Raw genomic sequence first — 21,432 nt, 5'->3', positions numbered from 1 at the left:
TATATGACGGACAAGTCGATTAAGGAGTTAGCTCTCAGCGTGGGTCGTCCAGTTGAGAAGCTGCTGGAACAGGTTCGTGATGCGGGTTTACCACAAACTAAACCTGACGATATTATCTCCACTGAACAACAAAATGCCCTCGTTAACCATTTGAAAAAAGTTCATGGTCAGGATGCGGGCAATGCAGGACAAATCACGTTGAAACGTAAAACTACCAGTACTGCTAAAGTGGCGAGTACATCGGGCAAGGCAAAAACGATTAATGTAGAAGTTCGTAAGAAACATACATTTGTTAAACCGGATCCTGAGCAAATTAAAGCTGAAGCATTAGCGAAAGCACAAGCTGACCAACAAGCACGTAAACAGGAACCTAAGGTTGAAGCGAAAGCTGAAGAACCGAAGCAACAACCAGTATCTAAAGCGAAACAAGCTTTAGAAGCAATGCGTGCTGCTGCGAAGCAAGAACATGCGAAGCAAGAAACACCGAAAGCTGCGGTTGTTGTAAAACGTAAGTCAAACAACAAGCCAATTACAAAACCTGTTGAAACTCTAGAACAGAAAAAAGCACGTGAAGCTCAAGCAGCACAATTGAAAGCTGTAGAAGAAGCGGCGCGTCGTAAAGCCGCTGAAGAAGCGCAACAACGTACGCTTGAGCAAATGCGTCAAATGGCGTCTAAGTATTCTAACGAAGACACTACTGCGACCATTCGTGTTGTAGATGATTCTCCGCTTGCTGCCGGCCTTGTAGGTCAGGCATATGAAGATTCATTTGCGAAAGAAGACCGTGAAATTAAACGTGGTACCAATACCAACAATTCACGTTCACCTAAAAAAGGTGGTCGTCGTGGCGAAGAGCAATCTTTCCGTGATAACTCACATAAACGTGGTTTAAAAACAAGTCAAGCGAACAAGCATGGCTTTGAAAAACCAGTTAAAAAACAAGTTTATGATGTTGAAATTGGTGAAACAATTGTTGTTGCTGACTTGGCTGCGAAAATGGCGGTTAAAGTTCGCGAAGTTATCAAATCACTCATGAAAATGGGCGAATTGGTTACTCAAAACCAAGCGATTGATCAAGAAATTGCAGCACTTGTTGTTGAAGAAATGGGTCACAATCCAGTACTTGTTTCGGATACACAAGCAGAAGACAACTTACTTGAAGCAGCTGAAGAAGCGCGTGGTGTCCAAACCACTCGTCCGCCAGTTGTGACAATTATGGGTCACGTTGACCATGGTAAAACATCACTTCTTGACCGTATTCGTCGCTCTAAAGTGGCTGCAGGTGAAGCAGGTGGTATCACACAGCATATTGGTGCTTACCATGTGAAAACTGAAAAAGGTATTATTACTTTCTTAGATACACCGGGACACGCAGCATTTACTGCAATGCGTTCACGTGGTGCGAAATCTACAGATATCGTAGTGTTGGTTGTTGCAGCAGATGATGGTGTTATGCCACAAACTGCGGAAGCGATTGACCATGCACGTGCAGCAGGTACGCCAATTATTGTTGCTATCAACAAAATGGATAAAGAGTCTGCTGATCCAGATCGCGTGTTAAATGAATTGACGACTAAAGAAATCGTTCCTGAACAATGGGGCGGTGATGTACCAGTGGCAATGGTTTCAGCACACTCAGGTGCAGGTATCGACGAACTTCTTGACTTGATTTCAATTCAAGCCGAACTTCTAGAGCTGAAAGCGTCTGAAGAAGGTGCAGCACAAGGTGTGGTCATTGAAGCGCGTGTAGACAAAGGTCGCGGTGCAGTAACTTCGATTCTTGTTCAAAACGGTACATTGAAAGTGGGTGACCTTGTTCTTGCAGGTTCGTCATACGGTCGTGTACGTGCAATGACAGATGAAAATGGTCAACGTATTAAATCTGCTGGTCCTTCGATTCCTGTGGAAATCTTGGGTCTACCAGAAGCGCCAATGGCGGGTGATGAAGTTCTTGTTGTAAATGACGAGAAAAAAGCACGTGAAGTTGCTGATGCGCGTATGGATCGTGAACGTCAAAAACGTCTTGAGCGTCAATCTGCGATGCGTCTTGAAAATATCATGGCGTCTATGGGCAAGAAAGATGTGCCTATTGTCAACGTGGTATTGAAAACAGACGTACGTGGTACTTTGGAAGCATTACACGTTGCACTTGCTGAACTTGCAACTGATGAAGTGAAAGTACGTATTATTGGTTCAGGTGTTGGTGCGATCACTGAGTCTGACGTAACACTTGCTGAATCATCAGAAGCGGTTCTTCTCGGCTTTAACGTACGTGCTGATAATACTGCACGTCAAAAAGCTGATGCTGATGGTATCGACATTCGTTATTACTCGATCATCTATCAATTAATTGATGATGTGAAAGATGCGATGAGCGGTAAATTAGCGCCTGAACACCGTGAAACAATTCTTGGTGTTGCTGAAGTACGTGAAGTGTTCCACTCAAGTAAATTCGGTGCTGCTGCAGGTTGTATGGTACTTGAAGGTACATTACACCGTAATAAACCGATTCGCGTATTACGTGATGACGTGGTGGTATTCCAAGGTGAGCTTGAATCTCTTCGTCGCTACAAAGATGTGGTTGAAGAAGTTCGTGCCGGTATGGAATGTGGTCTTGCGGTGAAAGGCTATAAAGACATCAAAGCACAAGATAAGATTGAAGTGTACGATGTTCAATTAATTAAACGGAGTCTTTAATGGCGGGTAGTCAACGTCTGAAGCGTATGGCGGATACAGTACAACGTGAGTTGTCAGAACTGATCCGTCAGGAGCTGAAAGATCCACGCTTAGGTGGTCTCGTGACCATCTCTGCCGTGAAGGTGAGCCCAGACTTAGGATATGCCGAAGTTTATGTGACTGTAATGGGTCGTGAGCTAGGCGATGAGCAAAGTGAAGCTGCAAATAAAGAAACTTTAGATGTCTTGAATAAAGCATCTGGTTTCTTGCGTCATGAACTGAGTCGTCGTATCAAAACACGTATTACGCCACGTTTGCGTTTCCATTACGACAAAACAAATGCTTATGGCAACTATATGTTTGGTCTAATTGCGGAAGCGGTCAAGGACTTACCTCCTACTGACGAAGCAAAAAAAGATGATGAATAATTCAGTTCGCTGAATGAAAAAAGCCACCTTCGGGTGGCTTTTTTATGTTTGAATAGCAGTAACTTAAAAACTCAATCACTTTAAAATTATAATGTGCTAATGAAAGACAGGTCGAACATGATATTCAATCCGCCTATCTGTAAAAACAATGAAATGAAAAAAAATCATGCTATTGAGCAGCATATTACTCATCACTATGCCAAGTTGGGCATGTTTAAATACCTATGTAGAAGATTTTTATACATCTGATTCATAAAAAGAAAATCAACTTGAAGAAGATCATGATGAGAAATTGAATAACTTTGTATCAAGGCATCCTAGCCCAATAGACTATCAAGCAGAAATTGATTTTGCCGTACATCAGATCCACGCAGGTCGTCACGATTTAGCCATTAAGGTTTTAAGTGAAATTGAAAAAGAGCATCCAGGTTTACCGAAGATGGCAGTGAATTTAGGCACAGCTTATGAGTTGATCGGCAATATTAAACTAGCCAAAAATTGGATTGCAGAAGGTATGAAGCATGATCCATCGATACATCTTAGCAGTGAATGGATTCATCTGAATATTTTAACAGCCAAAGAAAAAGTGTGACAGCAAAATATTTTCATGAATATCTATTGTTGAATGTATATTATGGAACAGGTTATGTACCCGATGCACACTGGAAGAATCAGCGAAAACTCACAACAGCAGAATATGATGCTATACGAGAGCAGGCTAGTTTACAGATTAATGAGCAGAAAAATTTTGTTTCAAGACAGGATGCCGTGATGGTACAGCTGTTTTATGAATTGGCGAATCTTGAGATGAGTCAATATCAGCCTAAATGGTCTGATCATTTTCAAAGTCGTTATGAAACAAATATGCTGATTGATTTAGCTGAAAAATATGGTTTAAAAACGACGCCATATAACCAAAAGCGTTTGCAATATATGGCTCAAAGTAGCGTATTTGAAAAAATGTGGATGCGAATCAAAGATTTTTTAGCTCGAAGACATAATCAAAACTAGATCTGGATTTAATCCAGATCTTCCGGTTTTGAATGGACTTTAGAGTGAAAGGCACGGCGGCGAGTTCGTTGCCAAGGAAGAGGGCGATTGAGCGCTTCTGGTGCATCACCACTCATCGAGCGAAGTCGTAAATGTAATGCCGCTTGCGCCATAAGGTTTGCAGAAACCGGTGCTGTAATAAAGGCAAAGAGCGTGATCAAGATCTCTGCAAAACCAAAACGGCCTTGAAATGCCGCATAAATAATTGCAGCTATTAGAAAACTTCCTAAGCCTAAGGTGCTCGATTTGGTCGGTGCGTGCAGACGCATAAATAAGTCGGGTAGGCGAACCATGCCAATACCGCCGACCAACATGAAAAAAGCGCCAATAACCAAAAAAATCGAGACCAAAATTTCCATGACTAATTGCATATTAATGTACTCCTAGTCGATGACGTGGCCAGTGGTGAAATATCGTGCTAAAGCGGCCGTGGATACAAACCCCAGCATGGCCACCAATAAAGCCCCTTCAAACATCGATGTACTTGCCCAATAAATACCTAAAATGACAATTAAACAGGTGGCATTTAAGAATAAGGTATCTAAAGCAAGTAGTCGGTCTACGATTGAGGGTCCCATCACCAAGCGAATGAGACACAGTAACATCGAGATCGTCACAGCAACTAAACAGATGCCAAGCGCATACGGTAAAATTGTCATGCGGATTCTCCTGTATCAGCGCCAAAAATGAGGATGAGAGGGCGTTCATAGCGCTCTTTAATGGTTTGAATTTCCGCTTCAGGGTCATCCGTGCTCAGCGCATGGACCAAAATATCACCACGGTCTTGGTCAATCCCAGCAGACACCGTACCGGGTGTGGTGGTGATGATCATCGCAAGTAAAGAATTGACTTCCTCATGCTGTGTATCGAGAGGAACACGGAACCATTTCGGGTGCAGTTTATGTGTTGGCCCAAGGACTAATTTTGCAACATGGATATTACTGACAATAATATCCCACAGCACCACAAAGAATAATTTGCATGCCGCCAGCCAGTTGATATTCGGCGTTCGATCGATAAAAGGGCGAACCAATCTCGGAATAATAATGGCTAAAACCAAGGCCATGCAGAGTGCGGCTGCATCTAAACTGTGCGCTAACATCACCCAGCTCAGACCAACCATGACTGATACCAATGGATGCGGAAACCAGCGATTTAATACAGATGTTTTCGCCATGTTAAGGTGCCTCCATCGGTTTTAGTTGGGTCTCTTCAGGTAGTTTTTCTTCTTGTTGCTGTCCCTGAATTTGACGTTGCTTGTACTCAGAAATATGCTCGCCATGTAGCGTTTCAGGTGCGATCAATGCAGGAATGAGGTGTGCATTTGGATCTGCCGATTCACCACCATATTTGGTTTCAGGTAAATTTTCAGGATCATAAGGTTGAACACTGATGATTTGGCCTTCTTCATCCTTTTTCAGTAGCAACGATTCATATAATGGATTGTCTTGAATTTGCTGTGCAGTTTTGTAGGTATAGTCATAGATCGGCGCAGCAAAAACCATATATCCCACAAGCGCTGTTAACAGCAGATAAATGGTTTTGTCATTACGAAGCGGTGCCTTATTCGGCAAAGCCTGATAACGCTGATATTCTTCAGTATCAATATCATCTTCTGGGCGAGATGAACGCCAGAAAAGCACAAAACCAACTCGGGTGAATGCCATGATACTGAGTAAACTCACCAACAAAACAATTATAATAATCATGATTTGGTAAGGTGAATTGGCTGTTGCTTGTAAGATAAATACTTTACCCAAAAAGCCGCTAAATGGTGGTAGACCAGCCATCATCAACGCAATGATGAAATAGCAGACAGCAACTGTATTATGCTGTTTCATGCGGGGCGCAAGTTTAAAATGATCTTTAAATTCGCCGCGTTGTGAGGTAATCCAACCCGATAGAATATAAAAAGCTGCACCAATAATGGTACTGTGAATCAGGTAATAAAGTCCTGCAGCCCATGCATCCGTATTAAAGAGTGAAATCGCAACCAATATTGTGCCGATAGAAGACAAAATCATAAAACCGACAAAACGACGTAAACGATCCGTTCCGATTGCACCATAAGCACCATAGAGCGACGTCACTAAACCAATCGGTAACAGCCACTGTTGTAAGATTTCACGGCTAATCCCATCGTCAAACACAGTGCCATTAACACGGAGAATGGCATAGATGCCGACCTTGGTCATGATAGTGAATAAGGCTGCGACAGGCGTGGTTGCCACAGCATAAGTCTTCGGTAACCAGAACCCTACAGGCAGCATTGCAGCTTTGATGCCAAAGACGGTAAACAGTAACAATGCACCAGCCACTGCGATACGATGTTGATCCGCTTCAAGCAAAGGCATAAGTCGTGCAACATCAGCCATATTTAAGCTACCTACACTGCCGTAAATCATCCCGAGTCCAATCAGGAAAAGGGCAGAGGCAAATAGGTTAATGGTGACGTAATGAATACCAAGCTGAAAACGTGCTTTGCCTTGACCATGTAAGAGCAAAACATATGATGCCATCAACAGGATTTCAAAGAAAACAAACAGGTTAAATAAATCGCCTGTCAGGAACGCACCACACAAACCCATCAGTAAGAAATGGCACATGGCATGGAAATAACGACCACGTTCGTCCCATTCTTTGCTGGCAAACCACATCACTGGCACAGCAAGTCCATAGGTTAGCACCAACATGAAAGCAGAGAGTCGATCTAAGAGTAAAACGATGCCGAATGGTGCGGCCCATTCACTCAAGTTATAAACCAAAACTTGACCAGAGCTGGCAATCATCAAATAACTGATGGATGTGATCAGTCCGAGGATACCAGAGACATAACTGATTCCGCGACGCCAAGGTTGTCGCCAGTCATGTGCCAGCGAGCCAGAGCCGGGGTTGCCCAACAGGACTAAAATAAATGCAGTAATTGCAGGAATTAAAATACTGAAAATCGGGCTATGCGTAGTCCAAAATTGGATGAAATCATGCATTATGGCTCATCCTCCCGCGGGTCAATTTGCGGTATTTCTTCTTTGGAGTCCACATGATCTGTTCCAGTTTCATAGCGGCTACGCAGAGCCAATTGTACGATAAAGGCAGTGGTCGCAAAGCCAATCACAATGGCGGTCAGGACCAAGGCTTGTGGTAAAGGATCGGTCGCTTTGGTGGTTTCAGTTAACACGGCAGGTGCGTTGACATGAATACGCCCCATGACAAATAAAAATAAGTTCACGGCATAGCCAATCATGGCTAAACCCAGTACGACAGGAAAGGTACGTGCCCGCAAAATCAGGTAGACCCCTGTTGCAGTCAGTAAGCCAATGGCTGAAGCGAGTAAAAATTCTAAACTAATCATCTTATTCGCCTCTTGGAACTGGACCAGACATACTCGAGTGACGCGAGTCGCCTAAGACGGAAATCATTAACATCGTCGCGCCCACAACGGTGATGTAGACACCTGTGTCGAAGAGGGCAGCGGAGGCAAGGTGCATTTCACCTAAAATGGGTGGCGATACATAGATATGAGCACTGGTCAGGAATGGGCGGCCCCATAGCCAAGCAGCGATCCCTGTCAGCCCCGCAATGGTTAAACCAATACCAATCCACACTTCATATAAGCGACCTGATTTTGCACCAATCAATTGTTCGGCACGGTCTTGACCGAGCGCAATATATTGAATCACTAAGGCTAAAGAGGTAATTAAGCCTGCAATAAAGCCACCGCCTGGTAAATTATGACCCCGTAGGAAAATATATAAGCTGATGACGAGTGCTAAAGGCAAAATCCATGATGAGGTAATACGGAACATCAGTGGTGACGGATTAAAACGATAGGTCAGACCTTGCGTAATGGTGGTACCATGAGCACGCATACCATCCATCATGCACAGCGTACCAATTGCGGCAATTCCCAGTACGGTAATTTCACCAAAGGTATCGAAGCCACGGAAGTCGACCAAGATCACGTTGACCACATTGGTACCACCACCAAGTGGGATGGATTGCTGCATAAAGAACCATGAGATGGAATTATGATCGCGGGTCATGATCAGCCATGAAATCCATGCGATCCCTAAACCTGCAATAATCGCAATTATTGCATCTCGCCAACGACGAGACACACTCGACTCATAAGGTGTGAGCTGTGGTAATAATGATAAGCTCATGAGTAAGAGCACGGTGGTCACCACGTCAACAGTAATCTGCGTGAGCGCCAAATCTGGAGCGGAGAAACAGATAAACACCATAGTCACAACCAGACCGACTGCACCACTGATGAGGACGGCTTTAATCCGTTCATGGTGGAACCAAAGCATCATCCAACATGCAGAGAATAATAATAGCCACAGAACGATTGCGATGATTGGTGCATGTATCAGTTCACGGCTGCCTGTGCCGATACCTTGCAGCCAAAATGGAACAATGACGATGGCTACACTAAAGATTAAAATCCACAATAAATAGCTTTGTAATTTGCCATTTTCAGTAAAGCGACGGAACTTTCTTGAGCTGAGTAAAAGATGCTTTAAAAATAAGTCGAACAGGATTTTGCCTTGCAAACGGCCCAAAAGAGGATCCAAATCGATCCGGCGTAATTTGCCGCCCTTTGCCAATGCGAAGTAGAAAATTAAACCACCCAATAGTGCTATTACACTCATCAAAAGCGGTGCATTTAAACCATGCCAAATCGCTAAATGTGTACCTTCAAACGCAGGGTTTTGAATACTCGCACGTGCTGTGCTGTTGACTATATGCTCAACCAATAATGCAGGGAAGAGTCCAACTAAAATACATAGAGCAGCCAGTAAGGTCGCAGGAGCACGCATGCCAAACGGTGGTTCTTGTGCTTCTTTATTCGGAACATCTTTCCCCAGTGGGCCATCAAAAAATACCCCATGAACCAAACGTACCGAATATGCAACAGCAAAGATACCGGCAAAGGTGGCAATGATGGCTGACACGATCATCACTGGTCCAGTCAGGTTGGCTAACAGTTCAGTAAAGAACATCTCTTTAGAAAGGAAACCATTGGTTAATGGGACACCTGCCATAGAGGCCGCAGTGATCATGGTTAGCGTTGCGGTAAATGGAAGTAATTGCCATAAACCAGAGAGTTTTCGTAAATCACGTGTGCCTGATTCGTGGTCAATAATCCCTGCGATCATAAACAGGGCTGCTTTGAAGGTCGCATGGTTAATGATATGGAAAATGGCACCCGCAACTGCGAGGGGAGAGCCGATCCCGAGTAAGCAAACAATCAGACCTAAATGGCTGATGGTGGAATAGGCCAAAAGCCCTTTTAAATCTTCTTTGAAAATGGCAAAGAAGGCCGCCATACATAAGGTAAATAAGCCAATAAAGGTGACCAAGTTGTGATACAACGCCGCGCCTGCAAAGATAGGCAATAAGCGTGCAAGCAGGAAAATTCCGGCTTTCACCATCGTAGCAGAGTGTAGATAAGCCGAGACGGGGGTCGGTGCCGCCATGGCATTTGGCAACCAAAAATGGAAAGGGAACTGCGCACTTTTGGTAAAGGCCCCCATTAAAATTAATAGCAGTGTAGGTACAAAAAGCGGGTGCTGCTGAATTTGGCTACTCATCGTCAGGATTTGGTCAATCTGATAGGTGCCCGTGATTTGCGCCAACAGAACAAAACCACCCAGCATACATAAACCACCCATACCTGTAATGGTCAAAGCCATTCGAGAGCCACGCTGAGCAGCGTCGTAATTACTCCAATAACCGACCAACAGAAAAGATGAAATGCTGGTGAGTTCCCAGAAAATAAGTAATAAAATTAAATTATTAGACAATGAAATGCCGAGCATGGCAGCCATGAACAGCATCAATAAAACATACAGTTTACTGAGCGAATTCTTTGGACTTAAATAATAGTAGGCATAGATATAAATTAAGGTGCCGATCCCCGTAATGAGCAGGGAAAACAACAAGCCCAGTGCATCGAGACGGAAACTGAAATCAATGCCAACTTGAGTGAGCCACGGCCAAGTTTGAATGATGGTTTTGCCATTAAAGACATCTGGGGCCTGACTCAATAATAAAACTAAACTGCTGAGGCTGACGCCAATCGCCCCTAAAGCTGTTACCCCGCGAGAGAATTGCTTCAACCACGAGACAAGTGTTGTGCCTAGTATTAACGGTAACAATATAATAATCGGTAGCACACTCGTATCCATTGTCATGATTAGGCGGTGAAACCTAGGTGTATTTCATCTTTCAAGGATTACAGGACAGCAAAGAGCAGTCCAAAAATTCAATCTTGAAAGCCATGTGTGTCAAAAAAAATTAAAAACAAGCTGTGTTGCGCAACTCGTGAAGCGATAGCAATTTCCGATGTTACTATGAAAATTGCAAATAAAACCGATCATATTACATGCGTAAAACAACATCAATCTTTTTTATGACCCACTTACACATTATACGCCTGACGAAACTGTCTAGACATCTATTGCGGCCTTGTTGCTGAATATTTAAACATAAAGGCTATGGATTACACTCAGTAAATCAACCTCAGTATTTTTAACTCAGCGGTTGGATAGTAACGTCCTGATCACCTCGCTGTGATAAAGCCCTTACCAATTCTTGTTGCTGTTGCTCGGTCAGTTGTGTCTGAATTAATTGCAACATGTGCTGGATGGTATCCGGATTGTTTAGCGGCTCATTTAATTCAGTCTCTTCAGTTTTGGCTGGAAGCGATGGCTTTGATCCGAGTTGCAACTGCTGATAAATCTGATCATAAGTTTCTTGTAGTTTTTCAGGCTGAATCTCATTGAGCTTTTTATTCTGTAGTTGTAAGCACTGAAAACGAGAAGCCTGTTCCAGCAGTTCAGGACGGTTTCCGCTGGCAATAATTTGGAGTCGTGGGAACGCTTGATTTAAACGGGTCAAAATCACTTGGGTCATGTTTTGATCGAGTTGGTGGTCTATGGCGTCGATCAATAAAATACCGTCACCTTCTTGGCACGGATATAAGCTATGAGGATTGAGTAGGCACAGGCGACGCACAATATCACCAATTAAAGCCACAAGGTTGCGCACACTATTCGACAGCTGTTGAAATAACATGTCTTTGCCTTGGTAGCAGACCATTAATTGTAATTTAGGATGATATTGCAGATAAATATTGGTCACATCGGGCAACACGGTCTCTAAAGCTTGTTTTAATGATCTGAGTGACGGCGCGTGTAGATCGGCCTGAGCTTGCACCAGTTTTTGTCCAAAAAGTGGCGTGTCAGATGTGTTGGATGAGTCAGTTGGGTTTTTTGGATGTAATAAATTTTGAATTAATTCGGCACTTTGTGCATTTTCTATATCGGATATTTCTCGAAACCACTCAAAAAAACGAATAAACGTGGTAAAGGGAATGGCCGAGATTTCATAGGCATGTGAAGGCTGAAAAATAGCAGGATTATTTTTATTGAGAATATTTACGTCGTTGACGAAGCGTTCAGCAGGGTAATAGGCAATGAGCGGCAGCCCTTGTAACGGATCAGCTTTGAGGGCTTTTTGATACAGCGCAACCATCGATTCCAATTGCTGTGTTTCGGCCTTACTGAGGCCGACGCTTTGACTGTTTAAGGTTTTATACAGTTGCCATGAACAACATTGTGGGTCTTGGTCTTGCTGATCACTTGAAAGCTGAAATGCGCCAATGTCTTCGGGAAAACTGACCTGAATATCAAGTTTCGATTGCAAGCGATTTAACATGATGTCTTGATCGAGCATCACCACACCTGCTGTACGCAAATCTTTATAGCGTGCAGCAAACCAAGTGAGGGCCTGGTAACTAAAGCGCAGTAGGGAGGTTTTTCCAGAACTTTGATCACCCAAAATTAAGGTAATCGGCAGATCGTGATAATTAAAATTGAGGGTGATATCAGTAAAATGAAGGGTGTGCTTGAGTTGAATCGATTGTATTTTCATGGTGCACCTTTTACTGATTTATTGTTTATTCACCTTTTTCATCATACTAGCTGACCGCTTGCGCCAAAGATTTGGGCATTTGACGTTTTAAGTGCTGCATCAAGTCATAAATATGATGGATATTTAAACTTACTTTAGCACGTGTGCAGGCCACGTAAAGTAACCGTAACTCTTCGTCACTAATTTTATAATCTTTATCGTTGAGCTTAAATTGGTAGTCATCTTCAATATGTACCCGATCCCATTCTAAACCTTTGGCTTTATGGGCGGTCGAGATGATGTAGTCGGCTTGATCAATCGGGGTGATTTTCGCCAGTGCCTTTTTCAGTGGGTCAGTACCGTGGTCATCGACCAACTTCACTAGCGGTTTAATATCGCTGCCGTCATTGGTCTCGCAATATTCATGTACATCATGCCATGAGTTAAACCATGCAAGCTCTGGGACATCGACCACGCGTTTACCTTGCTTGAGCATGGCTGCAGCATCGACAAAACGATTGAGTCGTGCATGATCTGCTTGCAGGCTGACTTTTTCACCTTTGACCAAACCTGCCAATAACAGTTCCATCGCACGTGCATTGGTACGACATAAAATGGCATCGCGCATCTTGGTATGCGGTTTATTGACCACTTTAGAGTTGAGCTGCGGATTACCCAATAAAGGCACGGTTTCATTCAATGCGCCCAGCAGAGCATTGGCGTTCAAGGCAATTTCTTCACCAAAACGGAACGACGTGGTTAAACGTGATTCGGGTAAAGGGAGTTGCTGCATGGCATTGACTGCGCCACGCCATGCATAAATTTGTTGATGCGCATCACCCACATAGATGACTTGGGTATTCCGCTGTTTCAGTAAAATCCCCAGCATTAGTGGGTCAGCATCTTGAGCTTCATCGAACAGCACATAATCCGCAGGAATATTTGGTTCAGACAAAGCCCAAAGTTTTAAATAAATATCGTGCCCAATCCCTGCTGCATGGTTCGGATCAATCGACTCTAACCAACGACGTTCAATCGCAGGATATAAATGCTTTTGTAAGCTTTCGATATCGTCAGGATGCAACCAACTCGGCGCTTGTAGATGTCGTGGGGCAGGGTACTGTGAACTGGTCGAACAGAAATAACTGACAGCGTTTGCTACCAGACTCGCCAAGCGCGAAGGCATGAGTACATATTTTTCATAACGACCGCCCATCATACGGCGTAAGGTAATCGGTTCTAGTCGATATTCTTTGGCAATAAAACTCGGACTTAAACGTGGTAGACGCAGTTTGTCAGTCACTCCACGTGGAACACTACGATAGGCCAATGAGTGAAAGGTTCGACAGTCGACATTTTGATGAAAACGATTCTGTGCTTCGGTGGCAATGGCTTTGTTAAATGCCAAGTACATGCCACGCCGCTGAGGCATGGCATCACTGATCATTTGGAGTGTGGTGGTTTTACCTGTGCCAGCATAGGCAATCACTTTAAATGATTTGCCAAGACGTGCGTTATCTATGGCAGTGGCCTGCTCATAGGTCGCGGTCGGTTTTTTAAGATCTGGCACGGTTGAGACTTTTAGTGCTGACGGTTGGCTTTTTCAACCAAACCCGAAAGGCCTTGACGACGAGCGAGTTCGTTGAGTACCAATTGAGGATCAATATCGAAATAACCTAGCATTACAATGGTATGGAACCAAAGATCTGCCACTTCGTAAATCAAATCGTTTTTGTTGTCTTCATTGGCTTCGATTTTAAAATCTTTAGCGGCAATGATGGTTTCAACGCTTTCTTCACCGATTTTTTCTAAAATTTTGTTGAGGCCTTTATGGTAAAGCTTCGCCACATAAGAGGACTCAGGATCAGCTTGTTTGCGTTCAGCCATCATTTTACCTAAGTAGTCGAGTACTTCGACTTGCTCAGATTGTGCATTGGATGCATTCATCGCAAGGGTATGTGGATTTGCTGATTTTGCACCATAAATTGCAGCAGGATCTTTTAGTTGCGCATCGACAACTTCCCAGCCATTGGCAGTAAGTTTGCGATAGAAACACGACTCACGGCCGGTATGGCAGGCAATGCCGCCATGTTGTTCAATTTGTAGCACAATCACGTCAGCATCACAGTCCAAACGGATTTCATGCACGGTTTGGAAATGGCCAGATTCTTCACCTTTATGCCATAACTTATTGCGTGAACGTGAAAAGTACACCGCTTGATTTTTTTCTGCAGTTTGCGCCAACGCTTCACGGTTCATCCATGCCACCATCAATACGCGTCCGCTTTGATGATGCTGTGCAATAGCAGGCACTAAGCCTTGTTCGTTAAATTTTACTTCATCGAGCCATTGCAGGTTGTTCATGAGGATTTCACCAATTCAAAAATCAAAAAATAAATGCCGCAGCATTTGAGCAGCATCATAGTGTAAGCCATCAAGAGAATGATGGGGAGTTAATTCTTAATCAAATTTTAAATTGCGCAGTTCAGCCGCAGAATCATCTGCAGGCTTTCGGGCAATGTCAGCATAATTCATTTGCCCAAATGCACCCGTTTTTAAGCCGGAAATCGTAATCGCCATTTCTTTGCGGAAAAACGGCAGCTGATACATAGCACGAAATGAAAAATCGCGGAGCGGTGCTGTCCAGCGATGATGTGATTGATAAAACGGTGTCAGCAGGCGGCTGAAAAATTGGTAAAACCGCACGGACGGCAACCGCAGTTGATGATACTGCTGCCAGAGGTTTTCCAGTGAGGAATCCTGTTGATGTTGAAGTAGGGCCTGACTGATGGCCCATGCATCGAGCAGCGCCATATTGGCGCCTTGACCAAGCTGTGGACTCATGGCATGAGCCGCATCTCCTAAGATGCCGATACGGCCTTCACCGAGTTTGCTCAGCACCACATCACGATAGTTGGCAGACAGCCATTGCTGCGGATCATCAGGATGTGGAATCACATGCGCTAACCATTCTGCAACACTAGGCCAGCGTTTTGAAACCTCAAGCAGCCATTGCTGCTGCGCGCTCTTGGTTTTTAAGAATCCCGCTAAATCTGCTGTAGGTAAGCTCCAGAAAATGCTCGAAAGTCGCTGTTCAGGCTGTGTTGGAATTGCTCCTGTTGGCATCACACCCATCATGATATTGGAACGGTCATAGAACTGATGCAAGATTTGTGGATTGAGCACTTCGCATTCAGGCACGATAATCCACTTTGCACCCCAAGGATAGGCTTGGTTGAGCTTTTCCCATGCTTTAGGGCGTAAATGGCTGCGTGCACCATTGGCGATCAGCACGAGATCAAATTGACGTTGAAAGGTTTGATCTGTGGATTGCCCAATCACGTTTATACCGTCACTGGATTCTTGAAGTTCATGTACTTCATGCGCCATGCACCACTCAACGTGTTGAGGATATTCACCGACTTTGGATGCGAGGACATGACAGAGCGTGGCACGGTGAATGCCGAGTCCATATGAACGTTCATCGGCTTGTCGATAATGACTGTTAATCAGCAAGTCGCCGCCAGCCAGTTGACCTTCCAGACCTGTTACCACAGCACTTAGGCTTAAGGCATGTTCCAAAATGCCTAAATGTTCGAAAACTGCCAGCCCTGCGGGTTGTAATAATAATCCTGCGCCCACAGGTTCAAGTTGTGAGACTTTTTCATATAAGCAGATTTGATGGCCTTGATTAGCAAGCATTGCTGCAGCAGCCAATCCCGCAGTACCTGCACCGATGATGGCAATATTTTGAGTTTTCATTGTTATAAAAGTTGATTTTATCTCAGCCCAATGTAGCAAAGTTGTCGTATAAAACCCAATAAAAAAGCCCTCATAAGGGCTTTTTTAGGGATGCATCAGGTCTTACCAATGTTCACCAGGGAATAGGCGAGCATATGCTTTTTGTACCCAATTGAGTTTTTCTTGCTTACCAATAGACGCTGAAGAGCTTGGGAACAAGTTATAACCAATCGACATGAGTTTGTTATTAATGTCAGGAGCGATGGAATAGGTGATTGAAGCCAGACGGCCCAAATTGGTCGCCACTTTCTTCGGACGTTTCACGATGGCAAATGCAATCAGGTCAGTCGCTTGTTCTGGAGAAAGCGTTGGAACGTATTTATAAATTTTGGTTGGAGCGATCATTGGCGTGCGCACCAATGGCATGTAGACCGACGTGATGGCAATATTATGCGAGTGAACTTCAGCGCTCAGGCAACGGCTAAAAGCATCTAATGCGGCTTTAGACGCAACATAGGCAGAGAAGCGTGTTGCATTGGCCAATACACCAATCGAACTGATGTTGATGATATGACCTTCACGACGAATCATCATTTTCGGCAGTAAATTCATCACCAAACGTACCGCGCCAAAATAGTTCAACTGCATAGTACGTTCAAAATCATGGAAACGATCGGTTGATTCATGTACGGCACGACGAATAGAACGGCCAGCGTTATTAATTAATATATCGATATGATCGACGGAAGCGAGGATTTGTTGTGCCACAGCATCAATGGAGTCCATATCATTGAGGTCACATGGGAAAACATCGGCTTTACCGCCAGTGGCTTCAATTTCAGCTTTTACGGCATCAAGAGTTTCTTTGGTACGTGCAACCAGTAGAACATGTGCGCCTGCGTTGGCAAGGCGATGCGCTGTGGTTAAACCGATACCACTTGATGCACCGGTGATTAAAATGGTCTTACCGTTGACACGGTCAACGAAACGTTTCTCAAGTCTTGAATTCACGATGAGGTTCCCTGTTAAATCAGTTTTATTGTATTCATTTATCGGCCCGACAACGTTATGTGCAGGGCTGTTTTAAGTCAGCGGTATGATAGCGTTTTATTCAAAAAAAGCCATATGATAAGTAATTGATAATAAAATAATATTTAGAGTTTTTACTCTAAATTAAAATCCCTATTTACTCAATTTTTAACACATAAATATGTGAAAGAGAAGTGCTTTTATCAACATCGTTGCAACCTAAAAAAGTCGATTTTCAAGATAAATAAAATTGTAAATAAATATAGAAGCAGGGCCATAGATGCCCAAAGTTGGAAGGCGGATTATGTGGGAGTGGTTATTTAAATGAAATGGAAATAAAAACAGGCCTTAAAAATAAGACCTGTGGATTGTGCAATTATGGTTTAAACAGCAGCTAAGGCTTGCTCTAAGTCTGCAATCAAGTCATCCGCATGTTCGATCCCAATCGATAAACGAACCATATCAATGCTGACCCCCGCTGCTTTGAGTTCATCTTCATTGAGCTGACGATGTGTCGTGGTCGCAGGATGGCAGGCTAAACTTTTGGCATCACCAATATTCACAAGGCGAGTAAACAACTGCAAGGCATCGATGAAACGTGTGCCACCTGCAAGGCCATCTTGAACGCCGAATGAAAGAATCGCAGATGGTTTGCCTTTGACATATTTTTGCGCCAAAGCATGTTGTGGGTGGTCTTTTAGGCCAGCGTAGTTAACCCATTTTACTTTTGGATGCGCTTGTAAATATTCAGCCACTTTTTGCGCATTTTCTGTATGACGTTCCATGCGCAGGCTTAAGGTTTCCAAACCTTGTAAGATCAAAAACACATTGTGCGGGCTGATCGCAGCGCCCGTATTACGCAGTGGTACCACGCGCGCACGAGCAATGTAGGCTGCTTCACCTAAGGCTTCGACATAATTCACCCCGTGGTAGCTTGGATCAGGGGTGTTGAGTGATTTAAAACGTTCAGGGTATTTGCCCCAAGGGAACTTGCCGCTATCGACGATGATGCCGCCGATCGAATTACCATGACCACCAATATATTTGGTCAATGAATGCACCACAATGTCGGCACCAAATTCAAATGATTTTTGCAGGACAGGAGTAGCAACGGTATTGTCGACCACCACAGGTATGCCATATTCGTGCGCAATTTTCGAAATTGCTTCGAGGTCAATAATATTGCCCAATGGGTTACCAATAGATTCGACAAAGACCAACTTGGTTTTGTCATCGATGAGGCTACGCAGTGCTTCAGGGTTTTGATAATCAAAGAAGCGAACTTCAATGCCTTGTTTCGGCAGGGTGTGGGCAAACAGATTATATGTGCCGCCATATAGGGTCGAAACTGAAGCGATATTGTCGCCTGCTTCAGCAATGGTTTGAATCGCATATGTAATGGCAGCCATACCAGAGGCTAAAGCCAATGCACCGATACCGCCTTCGAGCGCTGCAACACGCTGTTCAAGGACTGCCGTGGTTGGATTCATAATGCGGGTATAAATATTCCCCTGAACTTTTAAGTCAAATAAATCAGCACCATGCTGCGTGTTATCAAAGGAATATGAGGTGGTTTGATAAATTGGAACGGCAACCGCTTTGGTGGTTGGCTCCGGTGTATACCCCGCGTGAATTGCTAAAGTTTCGTCTTTATAGGTCATGATTACTTCATCTAAGTGAGCTAGTTTTTTAAACAGTCTATCATTTATACATATGAATAAAAGTGCTTTATTTCTAAAATTAATATCATAATTATTCATATTGTTGAAAAAATTTCAGCTAAAGATGAGCGAAATCATGCCTAAAACCGCATGTTTAAATTTTGTTCGCCATTAAACTTGTAACAATGCATTGAAGCCGTGTGCGAAACCTTATTTTTTCACGACTTTATGCGTATAATAGCCGATTATTTTTTCGCTCAATTGAGCAGGGGCAACTTTGTGTTGTTCCGTATATGTTTTGACTATTGAGGAGTCCTAAGTGGCCCAATATATTTACACGATGAACCGTGTGTCGAAGATGGTTCCGCCTAAGCGCGAAATCCTGAAAGACATCTCTTTATCATTTTTCCCAGGCGCAAAAATTGGTGTGCTTGGTCTAAACGGTGCAGGTAAATCTACCTTGCTTCGTATTATGGCGGGCGTAGATAAAGATTTCTCAGGTGAAGCACGTGCTCAACCGGGTATCAAAATTGGTTACCTTGAACAAGAGCCGCCATTGGATGAAAGCAAAGACGTTCGTGGTAACGTTGAAGACGGTTTACGTGAACCGTTGGATGCTTTGGCGCGTCTTGATGAAGTATTTGCAGAATATGCAGCAGAAGATGCTGACTTTGATGCACTTGCAAAAGAACAAGAGAAGTTAGAAGCAATTATCCATTCATGGGATGCACATAACATTGTCAACCAAATGGATCAGGCTGCTGCTGCGTTGAACCTTCCAGCTTGGGATGCAGATGTATCTAAGTTGTCTGGTGGTGAGCGCCGTCGTGTTGCACTTTGCCGTTTGTTATTGTCTAAACCAGACATGCTGCTTCTAGACGAACCGACGAACCATTTGGATGCTTCATCAGTCTCTTGGTTAGAACGTTTCTTGAAAGACTTCCCAGGCACCATCGTTGCGATTACCCATGACCGTTACTTCTTGGATAACGTGGCAGAGTGGATTCTTGAGCTTGACCGCGGCATGGGTATTCCATACCAAGGCAACTATTCTTCTTGGTTAGAGCAGAAAAATGCTCGTTTAGAGCAAGAACAGAAGCAAGAAGAATCTTTTGCTAAAGCATTGAAAAAAGAGCTTGAATGGGTTCGTTCAAATGCTAAAGGTCAGCAAAAGAAAAACAAAGCGCGTATGGAGCGTTTTGAAGAGCTTAACTCACGCGAATTCCAACAGCGTAACGAAACGTCTGAAATCTATATTCCACCTGGTCCACGTCTAGGTAACAAAGTTGTAGAAGTTGAAGGTATTAGTAAATCCTTTGGTGACCGTACACTTTATAAAGATTTATCATTCGTTGTACCACCTGCTGCAATTGTAGGTATCGTGGGCGAAAACGGTGCGGGTAAAACGACTCTGTTCCGTATGATGACAGGCGAACAAAAACCAGATACAGGTACAGTTACACTGGGTGAGTCTGTTAAAGTGGCTTATGTTGGTCAGATTCGTGACACCTTAGATGACAACAAAACTGTTTGGGAAGAAGTTTCTGGCGGTTTAGATATCTTGAAAATTGGTGAATACGAAATCGCATCTCGTGCGTATATCGGTCGCTTTAACTTCAAAGGTCAAGATCAGCAAAAACGTGTAGGTCAATTGTCAGGTGGTGAACGAAACCGTTTACAACTTGCGAAAATCCTGCAAATGGGTGCAAACGTCATCTTACTCGATGAACCGTCAAACGACTTGGATATTGAAACTTTACGTGCGCTTGAAGATGCTATTCTGGTATTCCCAGGTACTGTCATGGTGATCTCGCATGACCGTTGGTTCCTCGACCGTATTGCTACGCACATCTTGTCATTTGAAGGTGAAACCCCTGAATTCTTCACGGGTAACTACCATGAATTTGAAGAATACCGCCGTAAACGTGATGGTGATGACCTTGTTGCAAAGCGTCAGAAATACCGCAAAATTGGTAACTAAGTTCCAGTTTTAAAATAAAAAACCAGCCTGCGGGCTGGTTTTTTATTACTTAGGATGCAATGACTATACAACTATGTCTTCATAGGCATGATGTAAGACGTAGTCTGCATGTTCATGGCCTTGTGCAGCAGCTTTACTGAGCCAAAGCTCTGCAAGTTCATAATTACGGTCTAAGCCGAGTTCTCCACGTAAATAACCGAGACCTAAGCGATATTGGGCATCTTTATGACCTTTTAATGCGGCACTTAAAAAATTCCACATTGCATTACGATAGTCGGTAGGGGATTGGTCTGCTGAATCCATAGTATGGTGACTGAGAAAGTCTTGATGGTGTTGAGCCGCAAGAATTTCAAAATAAGTCCCTTGGGCGTAATCACCCTCGGCTTCTGGAACCGAAAGATGCATTCCTTGCAACTTTGGATTCATCTGTTGTGACAACAGTGCATAAATTTTTTTCAGAGCTTGTATCATCATTGTTAAACTCCTTGTTGCTAAGTATAACCACTTGATTAATAAAAAATATTAACAGTAGTCATTCGTGCGCTGCGATGAATGATTTAATTGTTTTAAACAGATCACACTTAAGATGAAAATTAGCATGCTTGTCATGATATGTGAATAGGTATTAAAAAAATATTTATCAAATGGAGCGTAAAACTCTGTCCTTCAGGTCAGAGATATAAGCGACACGACATGAAGTGTCGTTTGATTTAACTAAGGACTATTTTCCTTGAGTTTTGATTGTTAATATAAGTACATGAAAACCCTTAAATTACGTATAAAAGACAAACATTGCAAGGTGTTAGACCAACTAGCATCAGAAGTGAACTTCGTCTGGAATTATGTCAATGATTTAGGGTTTAGGCATTTGAAGCGGAAAGGTGAATTTCTCTCTGCTTTTGATATTGCCAAATATACGAAAGGCACATCCAAAGAATGTAATTTA

General features: G+C 43.4%; 18 protein-coding genes and 1 pseudogene. 6 read left to right on the top strand and 13 right to left on the bottom strand.

What is annotated here, in order from left to right; translation table 11 throughout:
• Window positions 1-3 precede the first annotated feature (3 nt).
• The 4 genes from infB to FTU79_RS09965 all read left to right on the top strand — a co-directional run bounded on the left by infB (window position 4) and on the right by FTU79_RS09965 (window position 4,115).
• Complete coding sequence (gene infB, locus FTU79_RS09980; protein ID WP_111884116.1) at window positions 4-2,697, top strand: translation initiation factor IF-2; 2,694 nt, start codon at window positions 4-6, stop codon at window positions 2,695-2,697.
• Window positions 2,697-3,104 (top strand): ribosome-binding factor A, encoded by a 408-nt coding sequence (locus FTU79_RS09975; RefSeq protein ID WP_078189413.1) that lies wholly within the window; start codon window positions 2,697-2,699, stop codon window positions 3,102-3,104. The genes infB and FTU79_RS09975 overlap by 1 nt, the downstream gene beginning before the upstream one ends.
• A gap of 292 nt (window positions 3,105-3,396) precedes the next feature.
• Complete coding sequence (locus FTU79_RS09970; protein WP_180026542.1) at window positions 3,397-3,696, top strand: tetratricopeptide repeat protein; 300 nt, start codon at window positions 3,397-3,399, stop codon at window positions 3,694-3,696.
• A complete protein-coding gene (locus FTU79_RS09965; RefSeq protein ID WP_180049823.1) occupies window positions 3,693-4,115 on the top strand; it encodes a hypothetical protein in 423 nt (140 codons plus the stop codon). The genes FTU79_RS09970 and FTU79_RS09965 overlap by 4 nt, the downstream gene beginning before the upstream one ends.
• Before the next feature lie 8 nt (window positions 4,116-4,123).
• Here FTU79_RS09965 and FTU79_RS09960 read toward each other — a convergent pair whose 3' ends face one another.
• From FTU79_RS09960 to FTU79_RS09905, 12 genes are all read right to left on the bottom strand, one after another.
• Window positions 4,124-4,525 carry a Na+/H+ antiporter subunit G gene (locus FTU79_RS09960; RefSeq protein WP_168378199.1) on the bottom strand — a complete coding sequence of 134 codons (402 nt, stop codon included), beginning with the start codon at window positions 4,523-4,525 and terminating at the stop codon, window positions 4,124-4,126.
• Between the two features lie 12 nt (window positions 4,526-4,537).
• Window positions 4,538-4,813, bottom strand: a complete 276-nt coding sequence (locus FTU79_RS09955) for a monovalent cation/H+ antiporter subunit F (protein ID WP_078189410.1) — start codon at window positions 4,811-4,813, stop codon at window positions 4,538-4,540.
• Window positions 4,810-5,331 (bottom strand): Na+/H+ antiporter subunit E, encoded by a 522-nt coding sequence (locus tag FTU79_RS09950; protein ID WP_180049820.1) that lies wholly within the window; start codon window positions 5,329-5,331, stop codon window positions 4,810-4,812. The genes FTU79_RS09955 and FTU79_RS09950 overlap by 4 nt, the downstream gene beginning before the upstream one ends.
• A gap of 1 nt (window position 5,332) precedes the next feature.
• Entirely contained in the window at window positions 5,333-7,141 is a 1,809-nt protein-coding gene (locus FTU79_RS09945) for a monovalent cation/H+ antiporter subunit D (RefSeq protein ID WP_180049817.1), read from the bottom strand.
• Window positions 7,141-7,506 (bottom strand): Na+/H+ antiporter subunit C, encoded by a 366-nt coding sequence (locus tag FTU79_RS09940; protein WP_078189407.1) that lies wholly within the window; start codon window positions 7,504-7,506, stop codon window positions 7,141-7,143. Before FTU79_RS09940 ends, FTU79_RS09945 begins: the two co-directional genes overlap by 1 nt.
• A gap of 1 nt (window position 7,507) precedes the next feature.
• A complete protein-coding gene (locus tag FTU79_RS09935; RefSeq protein WP_180049907.1) occupies window positions 7,508-10,348 on the bottom strand; it encodes a monovalent cation/H+ antiporter subunit A in 2,841 nt (946 codons plus the stop codon).
• Between the two features lie 343 nt (window positions 10,349-10,691).
• Window positions 10,692-12,095 carry an AAA family ATPase gene (locus tag FTU79_RS09930; RefSeq protein WP_180049815.1) on the bottom strand — a complete coding sequence of 468 codons (1,404 nt, stop codon included), beginning with the start codon at window positions 12,093-12,095 and terminating at the stop codon, window positions 10,692-10,694.
• Window positions 12,096-12,141: 46 nt separating this feature from the next.
• The gene (locus FTU79_RS09925) at window positions 12,142-13,644 is read right to left on the bottom strand and encodes a UvrD-helicase domain-containing protein (protein WP_111884125.1); all 1,503 of its coding nucleotides are present in this window, start codon (window positions 13,642-13,644) and stop codon (window positions 12,142-12,144) included.
• Window positions 13,645-13,655: 11 nt separating this feature from the next.
• Complete coding sequence (hisIE, locus tag FTU79_RS09920) at window positions 13,656-14,438, bottom strand: bifunctional phosphoribosyl-AMP cyclohydrolase/phosphoribosyl-ATP diphosphatase HisIE (RefSeq protein WP_180049813.1); 783 nt, start codon at window positions 14,436-14,438, stop codon at window positions 13,656-13,658.
• A gap of 96 nt (window positions 14,439-14,534) precedes the next feature.
• A complete protein-coding gene (locus tag FTU79_RS09915; protein WP_180049811.1) occupies window positions 14,535-15,836 on the bottom strand; it encodes an NAD(P)/FAD-dependent oxidoreductase in 1,302 nt (433 codons plus the stop codon).
• A gap of 102 nt (window positions 15,837-15,938) precedes the next feature.
• Complete coding sequence (locus tag FTU79_RS09910) at window positions 15,939-16,826, bottom strand: SDR family NAD(P)-dependent oxidoreductase (RefSeq protein ID WP_180049809.1); 888 nt, start codon at window positions 16,824-16,826, stop codon at window positions 15,939-15,941.
• Between the two features lie 401 nt (window positions 16,827-17,227).
• Window positions 17,228-18,505 (bottom strand): O-acetylhomoserine aminocarboxypropyltransferase/cysteine synthase family protein, encoded by a 1,278-nt coding sequence (locus FTU79_RS09905; protein ID WP_078189399.1) that lies wholly within the window; start codon window positions 18,503-18,505, stop codon window positions 17,228-17,230.
• A gap of 319 nt (window positions 18,506-18,824) precedes the next feature.
• Between FTU79_RS09905 and ettA the strand changes: the two genes are divergently transcribed.
• The gene (gene ettA, locus FTU79_RS09900) at window positions 18,825-20,486 is read left to right on the top strand and encodes an energy-dependent translational throttle protein EttA (protein ID WP_180049806.1); all 1,662 of its coding nucleotides are present in this window, start codon (window positions 18,825-18,827) and stop codon (window positions 20,484-20,486) included.
• Window positions 20,487-20,549: 63 nt separating this feature from the next.
• Here ettA and FTU79_RS09895 read toward each other — a convergent pair whose 3' ends face one another.
• Window positions 20,550-20,960, bottom strand: coding sequence for an SEL1-like repeat protein (locus FTU79_RS09895; protein WP_078189397.1), 411 nt, complete (start codon window positions 20,958-20,960; stop codon window positions 20,550-20,552).
• A 283-nt stretch (window positions 20,961-21,243) separates the two neighbouring features.
• On the opposite strand from FTU79_RS09895, the pseudogene FTU79_RS16570 reads away from it, so the two are divergent.
• Window positions 21,244-21,432: pseudogene (locus FTU79_RS16570) on the top strand (RNA-guided endonuclease TnpB family protein); the annotation flags it as partial.

It is taken from the genome of Acinetobacter sp. YH12144, from assembly GCF_013418345.1.
Classification (GTDB): domain Bacteria; phylum Pseudomonadota; class Gammaproteobacteria; order Pseudomonadales; family Moraxellaceae; genus Acinetobacter; species Acinetobacter amyesii.
The sequence above is the reverse complement of the archived record's forward strand: the minus strand, read 5'-3'. Positions and strand labels throughout refer to the sequence as shown.